The sequence below is a fragment of the Streptomyces alfalfae genome, from assembly GCF_004127445.1.
Lineage (GTDB): Bacteria > Actinomycetota > Actinomycetes > Streptomycetales > Streptomycetaceae > Streptomyces > Streptomyces alfalfae.
The window spans coordinates 37,750-51,686 of record NZ_QEXM01000051.1; the positions used below are offsets into that span (position 1 = coordinate 37,750).

Here is a 13,937-nt window from a genome sequence, read left to right on the forward strand (position 1 = left end):
CATCTCCCATGAAACCCATGAAAAGGGATCATATGGGGCGAGAGCGGGACTCCTTGGACCTCCTGCCGCCGCTACGGGCGCGCCTGACGCCTACGGCCGGTCCGCGCCGGACGGCAGGCCCTCATCGGCGGCCGGGGCGTCCTCGGCCGGGTCGCCCTCCGACAGGCCCGCCTGCGCCGGGGCGTCCTCGGCCGGCTTCCGCTCGGGGAGCTCCGCCGACAGGGCCGCCGCGGCCCGCACCAGGGGCAGTGCGAGCAGGCCGCCGACGCCCTCGCCGACCTTGACGCCGTGGGCCAGGAGCGGTTCGAGCGCCATCCGGTCCAGCGCCTTGGCCTGGGCGGGCTCCCCGCTGTCGTGCCCCGCGAGCCACCAGTCCGGCGACCGGAAGGCGACCCGCTGGGCGACCAGCGCCGCCGCCGACGCCACGACGCCGTCGAGGATCACCGGCGTGCGCCGCACCGCGCACTGCAGCAGGAAGCCGGTCATCGCGGCCAGATCGGCGCCGCCCACCGCGGCGAGCAGTTCCAGCTGGTCGCCGAGGACGGGACGTGCCCGCCGCAGCGCGTCGCGCACCGCCGCGCACTTGCGCATCCACGCCAGGTCGTCGATGGCCTCGCCGCCCCGCCCGGTCACCACGGACGCGTCGGTGCCGCAGAGCGCGGCGATCAGCGTGGCCGCGGGCGTCGTGCCGCCCACGCTGATGTCCCCGAGGACGACCAGGTCGGTGCCGGAGTCGGCCTCCTCGTCGGCCACGGCCATGCCCGCCCGCACGGCCCGCTCGGCCTCCTCGGCAGTCAGCGCGTCCTCGACGTCGATACGCCCCGAACCGCGCCGCACCCGGTGGCCGGCGACCTCCTCGGGCAGCTCGGCGGGGTCGCAGTCCAGCGCCATGTCGACGACGCGGACCGGCACCTCTTGGCGGCGGGCGAGCACCGCCGCCGGGCTCTCGCCCGCGAGCACCGCGCGCACCAGGGCGGCGGCGCTCCCCGCGGGCCGCGCCGACACGCCGAGCTCCGCGACCCCGTGGTCGCCGGCGAAGAGGACCACGCGGGGCCGGTCGACGGTTTTGACCGGCACCGCGGACTGGGCCGCCGACAGCCACTCGCCCAGCTCGTCGAGGCGGCCGAGGGCGCCGGGCGGCAGCCCCTGGCGCTCCCTGCGCTCCTCGGCGTCGCGGCGCACCCCGCCGTCGGGGCGCTCGATCAGGTCGGTGAAGTCGTCGAGATTCAGCGAGCTCATTCGCCGAACAGTACCGGCAGGGCCGGTGCCGCCGCCCGAAAGGGCCCGGCGTCCGCACCCCTCGCGAACACGCGGCCGGCGGCCCCGCCCGACGCGCCGTCACGGCTCGTGACGCCACGGACGCGTGACGTCATTGCCCGGCCGCGACCCATCCCTTACGTTCCTTTTGTGCCGGATTGCCGTATCGCCATACGTCCGGTGCCGCCCACCCCAGGAGCCACGACCATGGACGTCGCCCCGACCGCCGCCGACCGGCGCTCCGCCTGCCTCGCCGCGCTCGCCCAGGGCCCCGGCCGGTTCCACGAGCCGCGCCGCGCCGACTGCCCCTGGTGCGGCTCCCCGCGGCTGCGGGTCCTGCTGCGCTCCACCGACCTGCTCCAGCGCAAGCCCGGCACCTTCACGCTCGACCAGTGCGCCGCCTGCGCGCACCTGTTCCAAAACCCCCGCCTGACCCCCGAGGGCCGGGACTTCTACCGCGGGGACCCGCACCTGTACGGCGCCCACCAGGGCCTCGGCGGCCCGCTCGCCGACCGGCTGCTCGGCACTCGCCCCGGCGACCGGCGCCACCTCGCCAGGGCCCTGGCCCTGCGCGCCCTCGACGAGCCCGAGTGCTGGCTCGACGTCGGCACCGGCGCCGCCCGCTTCCCCGACCTGGCCCGGCGCGTCCTGCCGTACACGGCCTTCGACGGCCTCGACCAGGGGCGCGGCGTCGAGGAGGCCGTACGGAGCGGCCGCGTCGAGGAGGGGCACCGGGGCAGCTTCCCCGCGCTCGCGCACCGCCTGGCGGGGCGCTACGACGCGGTGAGCATGTTCCACCACCTCGCGGGCAGCCCCGACCCCCGCGAGGAGCTGAAGGCCGCGCGGCTCGCCCTGCGTCCCGGCGGCCACCTGATGATCGAGGCCACCGACCCCGAGTGCCGCTTCGCGCGGCTCCTCGGCAAGTGGTGGCCCTGCTACGCCCAGCCACGGCACCTGCACCTCATGCCGCTCGCCGGCCTGCGCGCGGAGCTGACGAGGCTCGGCTTCACGGTGGTCGCCGTCGACCGCCGCACCCCCCACGTCCCGGCCGACCTGACCGGGGCCCTCGCGCTCGTCGTCAACGGCCGCCTGCCCCAGGGCGACGTCCCCTGGCGCGCCCGACCCGCGCCCCTGCTCCGGCGCGGGCTGCGGCGGGCCGGCTGGTGGGCCTCCGTGCCGCCGCTCGCCCTCGCCCACGCCCTGGACCGGCTCCTGTCGCCCCTGCTCACCCGCACCGGCTTCGGCAACGCCTACCGGGTCATCGCCCGCCGCGACGCGGGCTGAACGCCCGCGCCGCCACCCCGGCCGGATCAGCCGCGCAGCGGCGTCGCCAGACCCGCGACGACGAGCAGCACGTGCTCGCACTCGGCGGCGAACGCGGTGTTCAGCCGCCCCAGCTCGTCGCGGTAGCGGCGGCCCGACGCGGTCGCGGGGACGATGCCGGAGCCGACCTCGTTCGACACGGCGACCACCGTGCGCCGCGTGCCGCGCACCGCCGCCGCGAGGGCGGCGACCCGCCTCCGCAGCTCGCGCTCGCCGCCGCCGGACCACTCCGCGTCGTCCCACGCGCCGACCTCGTCCATGACGTGGGTCAGCCAGAGCGACAGGCAGTCGATGAGCAGGGGCGGCCCGTCCTGTTCGAGCAGCGGTCCGAGATCGCAGGTCTCCTCGGTCCGCCACGACGCGGGGCGCCGCTCGCGGTGCAGGCTCACCCGCTCCGCCCACTCGGCGTCGTCCCTCCTGGTCCCGCCCGTCGCCACGTACAGCACGTCGGGGAAGCTCTCCAGGCGCCGCTCGGCCTCCACCGACTTGCCCGAGCGGGCGCCGCCGAGCACGAGGGTGCGGCGCGGCACGTCCGGCACCTCCTCGTAGGCGCCGACGGCGAGTGTCGTCCCGTCCGGCACGGCCCGCGCGCCCGCCGCCGCGAGACGGCGCGTCAGCTCACGGCCCCGCGGCACGCCGTGGCCGATGTGCACGGCGACCACGTCGGTGGTCGGCCCCACCGCGCCCACCGCGCGCAGCCGGGCGATCCCGTCGGGCCGCCCGACCACGTCGGCGACGACCAGCTCGTACGGGGTGCGCCCGCCGTTCCCCTCGCCGAACCCGGCGGGCGCCCCGCCCGGCGGCAGATACAGCAGCCGCTGCCCGTCGGGCCCGGTCACCTCGTAGCCCGAGCCGGGCGCGTCCATCGCCACCGCGCGCACCCGGTGGCCGGTGAGCAGCGCGAGCTCCCTGCCGTCGGCGACCCGCCCCGGCTGGGGGAGACCCACGGGGACGTCGACGGCGGGCCCGTCGTGCGGGTGGGAGAGCAGGACCTGCCGGACCCCGCCGAGCGAGTGCCCCGCGCGGGCGGCGGCGAAGGCCGCGCCGGGGGTGAGGTCGAGCAGCAGGACGCCGTCCACGAGCAGCGCGGTGGCGGCCCGCGCCGCGCCGCCGAGCGAGGTCGCGCAGACCGCGCAGGAGCAGCCGGGGAGGGGCAGTCCTTCGGGGGCGCCGGTGCCGAGCAGAGTCAGTTCCACACGAAGATCCTCCCGCGTCGGGTCCCGGGCCGCGCGCCCGGCTAGGCTTCAGGCGGATTCGGGCGGTCCCCAGGCCGCCGAGGAACCTTCGGGAGGCTGACATGGCGGCATGGACGTGGCGGTTCGAGAAGGCGGACGGGACGGAGGTCCGGCCCGCGGTGCAGCCCGAGGAGTTCACCACACAGGGCGACGCCGAGTCCTGGGTCGGTGAGTACTGGAAGGCGCTCGCCGAGGGCGGCGCCGACCAGGTGACCCTCTTCGAGGACGCCACCAAGATCTACGGCCCGATGAGTCTGCACGCGGACGCGGCGGAGGCGTCCGAAGAGGCGCAGGCGTAACCGGCGGGAACGCGAGGGGCGGCGGCCGTGACCACGGCCGCCGCCCCTCGCGTTCCCGGGGACGTCAGTCCCGCACCCCGCACAGATGCAGCAGCGCCGCGACCCGGCGGTAGGGGTCGGTGCGCCCCGCGCGCTCCTCGGCGGTGAGCAGCGCGTCGAAGTCCCACTCCGCGGGCAGCGGCTCGCCGTCCCGCAGGGTGTCCGTGAAGACCCGCACGCCGTACCAGGCCTGGAGCGGCGCGGCGATCCCCGCCAGCGTCGCGGAGAGGGCGTCGAGCCGGTCGGCCCGCGCGTCGACGCCGATGCGGTTGCGGTACGTGTCGGAGTCGAAGGCGTCGATGGCGCCCTGCCAGTCCCCGCTGAGCCCCGGCCGCATGGCCAGCGCCTCCGCGTTCCGCACGAGCAGGGAGAGCAGCCCGCCGGGGGCCAGCATCCGGGCGAGCCCGGCGAGCAGGGCGTCGGGCTCCTCCACGTACATCAGGACGCCGTGGCAGAGCACGATGTCGAAGCTGCCCGGCAGGAAGTGCACACCGGTCTGGTGACCGTCACCCTGGACGATCCGCACCCGGCTCTGGATGCCCTCGGGCTCCCGGGAGAGCGCCTCGCGCGCGGCGGCGATCATCTCGGCGTCCTGCTCGACGCCCGTGACGTTGTGCCCGGCGCGGGCGAGCCGCAGGGCCTGCGTGCCCTGGCCCATCCCGACGTCGAGCACCCGCAGCCGCTGCCCCACGGGGTAGCGCGCGACGATCTGCTCGTCGAGCTGCCGGGCCACCAGCTCCTGACGTATGGCATTGCGCGGCCCGCCCAGGCCCTGCAGCCAGGCGGCGGCTTTGCCGGTGAATCCGCTCAGGGCCGCTCTCCGCGCTTGACCTGCGGCTTCGGCAGCCGCAGACGCCGCATCTGGAGGGTGCGCATCAGCGCGTAGGCGACCGCGCCCTTCTTGCTCTCGCCGGGGAAGCGCTCGTTCAGGCGCTTCTTCAGACGGAACGCGGTGGCGACCGAGTCGAGCACGATCAGCACGATCACGACGAGCCAGAGCAGCAGCGCGATGTTCTGCAGCTGGGGCACGCGGACCATGCTCAGGACGAGGATGATCACCGCGAGCGGCAGGAAGAACTCGGCGACGCAGAAGCGCGAGTCGACGAAGTCACGCGCGAACTTGCGCACGGGACCCTTGTCACGCGCGGGCAGGAACCGCTCGTCACCGCTGGCCAGCGCCTCGCGCTGCTTCGCCATCTGCGCACGGCGCTCGTCGCGCTGCCGCTTCGCCGCCTCCTTGCGCGTCGTCGGCGTATTGGTCACGCTGCGGCGCTGCGACTGCGCCATGGCGCGCTTGGGGGTGGGGCGGCCCTTGGGGGCCTGCGGGTCACGGGGCAACTTGGAGTCGGTCACCGGCGCCTGGGCGGCCGGGGCCTTCTCTTCCTTGGATCGGCTACGGAACACAAAATCCAAGGGTACGGGGTGCGACGGCATGGACCCCAGCGGGACGGGGAACGATCCGGCAACGCCGCGCGTCTTGATTTACGTGGCTATCGGGACGTAGCAGGCGGTATCCAGCCGCCTCGTGACCGTTACCAGGGGTGCACCTACTCCTTACGCCGGAGCGGCGCCGCACGCAGTCGTCCTTGGGGATGAGCGCATCCGCACGCGAACAGTGCGGTAATGGATGCAGGGCCCGTACTGTGGGTTCTGAGCAGTACCTGGAGCTGGAAGTCCGTCAGAAGGGGGCGCGCGAAGCCCATGAGCGGTGTCATGAAGCGTATGGGAATGATCTTCCGCGCGAAGGCGAACAAGGCCCTTGACCGGGCCGAGGACCCGCGCGAAACCCTCGATTACTCCTACCAGAAGCAGTTGGAGCTGCTGCAGAAGGTGCGCCGCGGAGTCGCCGACGTGGCGACCTCCCGCAAGCGCCTCGAACTGCAGCTCGCCCAGCTCAACAAGCAGTCCTCCACCCTTGAGGACCAGGGCCGCAAGGCCCTCGCCCTCGGCCGCGAGGACCTGGCCCGCGAGGCGCTCTCGCGCAGGGCCGCGCTCCAGCAGCAGGTCACCGACCTGGAGACGCAGCACCAGACGCTCCAGGGCGAGGAGGAGAAGCTCACCCTCGCGGCCCAGCGCCTCCAGGCCAAGGTCGACGCCTTCCGCACGAAGAAGGAGACGATCAAGGCGACCTACACCGCGGCCCAGGCGCAGACCCGCATCGGCGAGGCCTTCTCCGGCATCTCCGAGGAGATGGGCGACGTCGGCATGGCGATCCAGCGCGCCGAGGACAAGACCGCGCAGCTCCAGGCGCGGGCCGGCGCGATCGACGAACTGCTCGCCTCCGGCGCCCTCGACGACTCCTCCGGGCTCGCCAAGGACGACATCCAGTCCGAGCTGGATCGCCTCTCCGGTGGTACTGATGTAGAGCTGGAACTGCAGCGCATGAAGGCGGAGCTGGCCGGGGGCTCCTCCAGTGGCCAGCAGGCCATCGAGGGCGGCGTCGGCCAGGCGGGCGCCCAGCAGCAGCCGCAGGACACCCCTCACCGCTTCGACAAGCAGTAGCCCCGGCGGGAACCCGCAGGCATCGCTCACGTCCGAGGAGGACGACATGATCGTACGGATCATGGGGGAGGGGCAGGTGAAGCTGGCCGACAGCCACTTCGCCGAACTGAACAAGCTGGACGACGAGCTGCTCGAAGAGATGGAGAGCGGCGACGGCCCCGGCTTCCGTGCCACACTGCTCGCGCTCCTGGACAAGGTCCGGGAGCTCGGCACGCCCCTCCCCGACGACGCGCTCGAACCCTCGGAGCTGATCCTCCCGGCGCCGGACGCCACGCTGGACGAGGTCAGGGACATGCTCTCGGACGACGGCCTGATCCCCGGCTGAGCTCCGGCCGGGAGACAGCGGGGCCGCGGGGCCGTGCCGGACCGCCGCTCCGCCGCGCGGGCGCCGCCGGCCACGACGGACCGCCTCGACGGGCCCGACGGACCGCCGCGACCGGCCCGCGGAGAAGAACACACAGAAGAGCGGGACGTGACCACGCTAGGAAAAGGCCGTTGCTGGGCGAGGACCCACCCGCTCGCGGTGGACGCGACGCTCGCCACGGTCGTCCTCGTCTGCATGGTCGTCGGCTCCTTCGCCGAGCCCTACGGAGAACACGGCCCCACCTGGGGCACCCGCACCCCTGCGCTCCCGAGCCTGCTGCTGATGGCGCTCGGCGCCCTCGCCCTGTGCTTCCGGCGCCGCGCCCCCTGGACCGTCCTCGGCGCCACCTGCGCCGCCTCCCTCACGGAACTGCTCACCGGCGAGCCGCGGGCCCCCGTCGTGATGTGCGCGGTCATCGCCCTGTTCACCGTCGCCGCCACCACCGACCGCTCCACCACCTGGCGGATCGGCCTGGTCACGATGACGGGCCTGACCGGCGTCGCGATGCTGTCCGGCTCCCTGCCCTGGTACGCCCAGGAGAACCTCGGCATCTTCGCCTGGACCGGCATGGCCGCCGCCGCGGGCGACGCGGTCCGCAGCCGCCGGGCCTTCGTCGACGCCATAAGGGAGCGGGCCGAGCGGGCGGAACGCACCCGGGAGGAGGAGGCACGTCGCCGCGTCGCCGAGGAGCGGCTGCGCATCGCCAGGGACCTGCACGACGTCGTCGCCCACCACATCGCCCTGGTCAACGTCCAGGCCGGGGTCGCCGCGCACGTCATGGACAAGCGGCCCGACCAGGCCAAGGAAGCCCTCTCCCACGTACGCGACGCCAGCCGCTCGGCGCTGAACGAACTCCGCGCCACCGTCGGCCTGCTGCGCCAGACCGGCGACCCCGAGGCGCCCACCGAACCGGCTCCCGGGCTGAACAGGCTGGAGGAGCTGGTGGACACCTTCCGGCACGCGGGCCTCCCCGTGGAGGTCGCGCTCGGCCAGGTCGGCCTCGACCTGCCCGCGGCCGTCGACCTCGCCGCGTTCCGCATCATCCAGGAAGCGCTCACCAACGTCCGCAAGCACGCGGGCCCCGGGGCCAAGGCCGAGGTCAGCGTGGTCCGCGTGGGCCCGAACGTGGAGGTCACCGTCATCGACGACGGCGGCCAGGGCGGCCAGGCCGGCGCCGAGCCGAACACCGACGGCGGCGGCCACGGCCTGCTCGGCATGCGCGAGCGCGTCACCGCGCTCGGCGGGAGCTGCACCGCGGGGCCCCGGTACGGAGGCGGCTTCCGCGTCCATGCGATCCTGCCGGTCATCACGGCAAAGGGAGGGACCGCGTGACGATCCGCGTACTGCTCGCCGACGACCAGGCGCTGCTGCGCAGCGCGTTCAAGGTGCTCGTCGACTCCGAACCCGACATGGAGGTGGTCGGCGAGGCGTCCGACGGCGCGGAGGCGGTGCGGCTCGCCAGGTCGGAGCGGGCCGATGTGGTCCTGATGGACATCCGCATGCCGGGCACCGACGGTCTCGCCGCCACCCGGGAGATCAGCGCCGACCCCGCCCTGACCCACGTACGCGTGGTGATGCTGACGACCTTCGAGGTCGACGAGTACGTGGTGCAGTCGCTGCGCGCCGGCGCCTCCGGGTTCCTCGGCAAGGGCGCGGAACCCGACGAACTCCTCGGCGCCATCCGCATCGCGGCGGCGGGCGAGGCGCTGCTCTCCCCGGTGGCCACCAAGGGGCTCATCGCCAAGTTCCTCGCGCAGGGCGAGGGCCCCGACGGTGACGAACCGGCGCGCGGCGGGCGGCTCGACGCGCTCACCAGCCGCGAGCGCGAGGTCCTCGTCCAGGTCGCGGGCGGCCACTCGAACGACGAGATCGCCGAGCGCCTGGAGGTCAGCCCGCTCACGGTGAAGACCCATGTGAACCGCGCGATGGCCAAACTGGGCGCCCGCGACCGCGCTCAACTCGTCGTCATCGCCTACGAGTCGGGGCTGGTACGTCCAAGGGTGGAGTGACGCCCGGGGCGCGTGTACTGCGTCCGCAGTACACGCGCCGCAAAGAACGGTCCTGGGAGTGAGGCATCGCGCCTCGCCCATGGCTGATGGTGTGAGGGGCGCGTAAACGCTTGCCGGAGGCACTCATCTCCGGCCGGCCGGCCCCAGGCCGCCGGTGCCCGCCCGCCCCCGCCGCTCATGCCACAGAGAGAGACCACCATGTCCTGGCTGTCCAGGTTCAGCCTGGCCCAACGGGCCCTGATCGGACTCGTGTCCATCATCGCCATCGTCTTCGGCGCGATAGCGATACCGCAGCTCAAGCAGCAACTGCTGCCCTCCATCGAACTGCCCATGGTGTCCGTGCTCGCCCCCTACCAGGGCGCGTCCCCCGATGTGGTCGAGAAGCAGGTCGTCGAACCGCTCGAGAACACCATCGACGCGGTCGACGGCATCACCGGCATCACCTCCACGGCGAGCGAGGGCAACGCCGTGATCATGGCCCAGTTCGACTACGGCAGCGGCTCCGAGCAGCTCGTCGCCGATGTCCAGCAGGCCGTGAACCGGGCCAGGGCCGAACTCCCCGACGACGTCGACCCGCAGGTCGTCGCGGGCTCCACCGACGACATCCCGACCGTCGTCCTCTCCGTCACCTCCGACAAGGACCAGCAGGCCCTCGCCGACCAGCTCGACCGGACCGTCGTGCCGGCCCTGAAGGACATCGACGGCGTCGGCCAGGTCACCGTCGACGGCGTGCGCGACCTCCAGGTCGACGTCACCCCCGACGACAAGAAGCTGGCCGGGGCGGGCCTCACCACGGGCGCCCTCGCCAAGGCCCTCCAGGCCGGCGGCGCCACCCTGCCCGCGGGCTCCTTCGACGAGGCGGGCAAGAACCGCACCGTCCAGGTCGGCGGCGGCTTCACCTCCCTGAAGCAGATCCGGGACCTGCGCGTCACCCCCGAGGCCGCGCCCGGCGACCGGCCCGGCAAGCCGGTGCGCCTCGGCGACGTCGCCTCCGTCGAGCAGAAGCCGGCCACCGCGACGTCCATCACGCGCACCAACGGCGAGCCCAGCCTCGCCGTCGCCGTCACCATGGACCAGGACGGCAGCGCCGTCGCCATCTCGGACGCCGTCAAGGACAAGCTGCCCGAGCTGCGCGAGGACCTCGGCTCCGGCGCCGAGCTGACCGTCGCCAGCGACCAGGGCCCGGCCGTCTCGAAGTCCATCGAGGGCCTGACCACCGAGGGCGCCCTCGGCCTGGTCTTCGCCGTCATCGTCATCCTGGTCTTCCTGGCGTCGATCCGCTCGACGCTGGTCACCGCGGTCTCCATCCCGCTCTCGGTGGTCCTCGCCCTGATCGTCCTGTGGACCCGCGACCTCTCGCTGAACATGCTCACGCTCGGCGCGCTGACCATCGCCATCGGCCGCGTCGTGGACGACTCGATCGTGGTCCTGGAGAACATCAAGCGCCACCTCGGCTACGGCGAGGAGCGCCAGGAGGCGATCCTCAAGGCCGTCCGCGAGGTCGCGGGCGCCGTCACGTCGTCGACGCTCACCACGGTCGCGGTGTTCCTGCCCATCGGCCTGGTCGGCGGCATGGTCGGCGAGCTGTTCGGCTCCTTCTCGCTCACGGTCACGGCGGCGCTCCTCGCCTCCCTGCTCGTCTCGCTGACGGTCGTGCCGGTCCTGTCGTACTGGTTCCTGCGCCCCCCCAAGGCGGTCCGCGGGGTCGACCCGGAGGAGGCCCGCCGCAAGGCCGAGGAGAAGGAGAGCCGCAGCAAGCTCCAGCGGATGTACGTGCCGGTCCTGCGCTTCGCGACCCGGCGCCGGTTCACCAGCCTCGTCATCGCGGTCGTCGTCCTCATCGGCACGTTCGCCATGGCCCCGCTGCTGAAGACGAACTTCTTCGACCAGGGCGAGCAGGAAGTCCTGACCATCAAGCAGGAGCTGAAGCCCGGCACCAGCCTCGCGGCGTCCGACGCGGCGGCGAAGAAGGTCGAGAAGACGCTCTCCGGCATCGACGAGATCAAGGACTACCAGGTCACGGTCGGCTCCTCCGGCTTCATGGCCGCCTTCGGCGGGAGCACCGACACCAACCAGGCCTCGTACACCCTGACGCTCAAGGACAAGGCGTCCTACGACACGACGCAGGACCGGGTCGAGGAGGAGCTCGGCAAGCTCTCCGGCATCGGCCGCACGTCCATCTCGGCCGGTGACGGCTTCGGCAGCCAGGACCTGAGCGTCGTGGTCAAGGCCGCCGACGCCGACGTGCTGCGCAAGGCGTCCGACCAGGTGCGCGACGAGGTCGCCACCCTCGACGACGTCACCGACGTCCAGAGCGACCTGTCGCAGAGCGTGCCGCGGATCTCGGTCAAGGGCAACGCCGAGGCCGCCGCCGCGGGCTTCGACGAGACCACCCTCGGCCAGGCCGTCGCCCAGGCGGTGCGGGGCACCACCAGCGGCAAGGCGACCCTCGACGACACCGAGCGCGACGTCGTCATCAAGGCGGCGAAGCCCGCGAAGACGCTCGCCGAGCTGAAGCGGCTGCCGCTCGGCCCCGGCGTGAAGCTCGGGGACATCGCCGAGGTCGAACTGGTCGACGGCCCCGTCTCCATGACCCGTATCGACGGGGCACGGGCCGCCACGATCACGGCGAAGCCGACGGGCGACAACACCGGCGCGGTCAGCGCGGACCTCACCAAGAAGCTCGACGCGCTGAAGCTCCCGGACGGGGCCACGGCCACGATCGGCGGCGTCTCCGAGGACCAGGAAGAGGCGTTCGCCAACCTCGCCCTCGCGATGCTGGCGGCGATCGCGATCGTCTTCATGCTGCTGGTCGCCACGTTCCGCTCGCTGGTCCAGCCGCTGATCCTGCTGGTCTCCATCCCGTTCGCGGCCACGGGCGCGATCGGCCTGCTGCTCGCCACCGGCACCCCGATGGGCGTGCCCGCGATGATCGGCATGCTGATGCTCATCGGCATCGTGGTCACCAACGCGATCGTGCTGATCGACCTGATCAACCAGTACCGCGCGCAGGGTCACGGCATCGTCGAGGCGGTCGTCGAGGGCGGCCGTCACCGGCTCCGCCCGATCCTCATGACGGCCCTCGCGACGATCTTCGCCCTGCTGCCGATGGCCCTCGGCATCACCGGCGAGGGCGGCTTCATCGCCAAGCCGCTGGCGGTCGTGGTGATCGGCGGCCTGATCACGTCGACGCTCCTGACGCTCCTCCTCGTCCCGACGCTGTACGCGATGGTGGAGCTGCGCAAGGAGCGCAGGCGCGACAAGCGCGCGGCGAAGCGGGCGAAGAAGGCGGGCGCCGAGCCCGAGAGCACGGACGCCTCCGACCCGGAGCCGGCCCAGGTCTGACCCGCCGGATCGACGGAAACGGGCGCCCCTCGAAGCGAGGGGCGCCCGTTTTCCGCACCCCGGAAGGGGCGGGGGAACTGCGCGACCGGCCACAGCGGACCCGCGGCCGAGGCGACGGGCACTGGCGCCGGTCAGGCCAGCGCGAGCATCCGCTCCAACGCCAGCTTCGCGAACTGCTCGGTCTCCCGGTCGACCTGGATCTGGTTGACGAGGGTGCCCTCGGCGAGGGACTCCAGCGTCCAGACCAGGTGCGGCAGGTCGATCCGGTTCATGGTCGAGCAGAAGCAGACCGTCTTGTCGAGGAAGACGATCTCCTTGTCCTCCGCGGCGAAACGATTCGCCAGGCGCCGTACGAGGTTCAGCTCGGTGCCGATGGCCCACTTGGAGCCGGCCGGCGCCGCCTCCAGCGTCTTGATGATGTGCTCCGTGGAGCCCACGTGATCGGCCGCGGCGACGACCTCGTGCTTGCACTCCGGATGCACCAGGACGTTCACGCCGGGGATGCGCGCCCGCACGTCCTCCACGCTCTCCAGGGAGAAGCGCCCGTGCACCGAGCAGTGCCCGCGCCACAGGATCATCTTGGCGTCGCGGAGCTGCTCGGCGCTGAGCCCGCCGTTCGGCTTGTGCGGGTTGTAGACCACGCAGTCGTCGAGCGAGAAGCCCATGTCGCGCACGGCGGTGTTGCGGCCCAGGTGCTGGTCGGGCAGGAAGAGGACCTTCTCGCCCTGCTCGAAGGCCCACTCGAGGGCGACCTTGGCGTTCGACGACGTGCAGATGGTGCCGCCGTGCTTGCCCGTGAACGCCTTGATGTCCGCGGAGGAGTTCATGTACGAGACGGGGACGACCTGCTCGGCGATGCCCGCGTCGGTCAGCACGTCCCAGCACTCGGCGACCTGCTCGGCGGTGGCCATGTCGGCCATGGAGCAGCCGGCGGCCAGGTCGGGGAGGACGACCTTCTGGTCGTCCGTCGTCAGGATGTCCGCGGACTCGGCCATGAAGTGCACGCCGCAGAAGACGATGTACTCCGCGTCCGGCCGCGCCGCGGCGTCCCGCGCGAGCTTGAAGGAGTCACCGGTCACGTCGGCGAACTGGATGACCTCGTCGCGCTGGTAGTGGTGACCGAGCACGAAGACCTTCTCCCCGAGCTTCTCCTTGGCGGCGCGGGCGCGCTCCACCAGGCCGGGGTCGGAGGGGGACGGGAGGTCGCCCGGGCAGTCCACGCCGCGCTCGCTCTTGGGGTCGGCCTCGCGGCCGAGCAGCAGGAGGGCGAGCGGCGTGGGCTGAACATCGAGGTTCACGCGGTCCGCGGGGGACTGGGCGGTGGTCACGACACGCACCCTTTCTTCTCTGCAGACGAGAGTTTTCGTCTATTTGACGCTATCTATCATAACTGCTTCACGTCACTTTGACGATGGCCATAGTGTCGATGTGACGCATTCGCCGGTCCGTGAATCCGGGGTCCCACGGGGCCCGGTGTCCTCCAGCACGCCGTGTGCGAGCATGAAGGAGTAAGACGTAAGCGCTCGGCCCGGAATGAATCCGCGGCCCCGCCGGTTGCAACCGT

At 72.8% G+C, this 13,937-nt stretch carries 12 protein-coding genes; 7 read left to right on the forward strand and 5 right to left on the reverse strand.

From position 1 onward, the window contains the following. Window positions 1–90 precede the first annotated feature (90 nt). Entirely contained in the window at window positions 91–1,239 is a 1,149-nt protein-coding gene (cobT, locus tag DCW30_RS32170) for a nicotinate-nucleotide--dimethylbenzimidazole phosphoribosyltransferase (RefSeq protein WP_076686684.1), read from the reverse strand. Window positions 1,240–1,464: 225 nt separating this feature from the next. On the opposite strand from cobT, the gene DCW30_RS32175 reads away from it, so the two are divergent. After that, the gene (locus tag DCW30_RS32175) at window positions 1,465–2,541 is read left to right on the forward strand and encodes a class I SAM-dependent methyltransferase (RefSeq protein ID WP_076686685.1); all 1,077 of its coding nucleotides are present in this window, start codon (window positions 1,465–1,467) and stop codon (window positions 2,539–2,541) included. Window positions 2,542–2,567: 26 nt separating this feature from the next. Here DCW30_RS32175 and DCW30_RS32180 read toward each other — a convergent pair whose 3' ends face one another. Next, window positions 2,568–3,776 carry a bifunctional adenosylcobinamide kinase/adenosylcobinamide-phosphate guanylyltransferase gene (locus DCW30_RS32180; RefSeq protein ID WP_076686686.1) on the reverse strand — a complete coding sequence of 403 codons (1,209 nt, stop codon included), beginning with the start codon at window positions 3,774–3,776 and terminating at the stop codon, window positions 2,568–2,570. Between the two features lie 101 nt (window positions 3,777–3,877). Between DCW30_RS32180 and DCW30_RS32185 the strand changes: the two genes are divergently transcribed. Continuing rightward, entirely contained in the window at window positions 3,878–4,114 is a 237-nt protein-coding gene (locus tag DCW30_RS32185; protein WP_076686687.1) for a hypothetical protein, read from the forward strand. Between the two features lie 64 nt (window positions 4,115–4,178). Here DCW30_RS32185 and DCW30_RS32190 read toward each other — a convergent pair whose 3' ends face one another. Beyond that, window positions 4,179–4,886, reverse strand: coding sequence for a class I SAM-dependent methyltransferase (locus tag DCW30_RS32190; RefSeq protein ID WP_076686688.1), 708 nt, complete (start codon window positions 4,884–4,886; stop codon window positions 4,179–4,181). 74 nt (window positions 4,887–4,960) lie between these two features. Further along, window positions 4,961–5,587: a DUF3043 domain-containing protein gene (locus tag DCW30_RS32195; protein ID WP_076686689.1), complete on the reverse strand. Its 627-nt coding sequence runs from the start codon at window positions 5,585–5,587 to the stop codon at window positions 4,961–4,963. Window positions 5,588–5,854: 267 nt separating this feature from the next. On the opposite strand from DCW30_RS32195, the gene DCW30_RS32200 reads away from it, so the two are divergent. The 5 genes from DCW30_RS32200 (at window position 5,855) to DCW30_RS32220 (ending at window position 12,373) form a co-directional block, all read left to right on the forward strand. Next, window positions 5,855–6,655 carry a PspA/IM30 family protein gene (locus tag DCW30_RS32200; RefSeq protein ID WP_076686690.1) on the forward strand — a complete coding sequence of 267 codons (801 nt, stop codon included), beginning with the start codon at window positions 5,855–5,857 and terminating at the stop codon, window positions 6,653–6,655. Window positions 6,656–6,701: 46 nt separating this feature from the next. After that, entirely contained in the window at window positions 6,702–6,980 is a 279-nt protein-coding gene (gene pspAA, locus DCW30_RS32205) for a PspA-associated protein PspAA (protein ID WP_076686691.1), read from the forward strand. A gap of 147 nt (window positions 6,981–7,127) precedes the next feature. Continuing rightward, the gene (locus tag DCW30_RS32210; protein ID WP_076689417.1) at window positions 7,128–8,351 is read left to right on the forward strand and encodes a sensor histidine kinase; all 1,224 of its coding nucleotides are present in this window, start codon (window positions 7,128–7,130) and stop codon (window positions 8,349–8,351) included. Further along, a complete protein-coding gene (locus DCW30_RS32215) occupies window positions 8,348–9,028 on the forward strand; it encodes a response regulator (protein ID WP_062781021.1) in 681 nt (226 codons plus the stop codon). The genes DCW30_RS32210 and DCW30_RS32215 overlap by 4 nt, the downstream gene beginning before the upstream one ends. Before the next feature lie 198 nt (window positions 9,029–9,226). Next, window positions 9,227–12,373 (forward strand): efflux RND transporter permease subunit, encoded by a 3,147-nt coding sequence (locus DCW30_RS32220; protein ID WP_076686692.1) that lies wholly within the window; start codon window positions 9,227–9,229, stop codon window positions 12,371–12,373. A gap of 131 nt (window positions 12,374–12,504) precedes the next feature. Here the strand turns inward: DCW30_RS32220 and nadA are convergent, their stop codons facing one another. Next, complete coding sequence (gene nadA, locus DCW30_RS32225; RefSeq protein WP_373569146.1) at window positions 12,505–13,710, reverse strand: quinolinate synthase NadA; 1,206 nt, start codon at window positions 13,708–13,710, stop codon at window positions 12,505–12,507. Window positions 13,711–13,937: the final 227 nt, after the last annotated feature.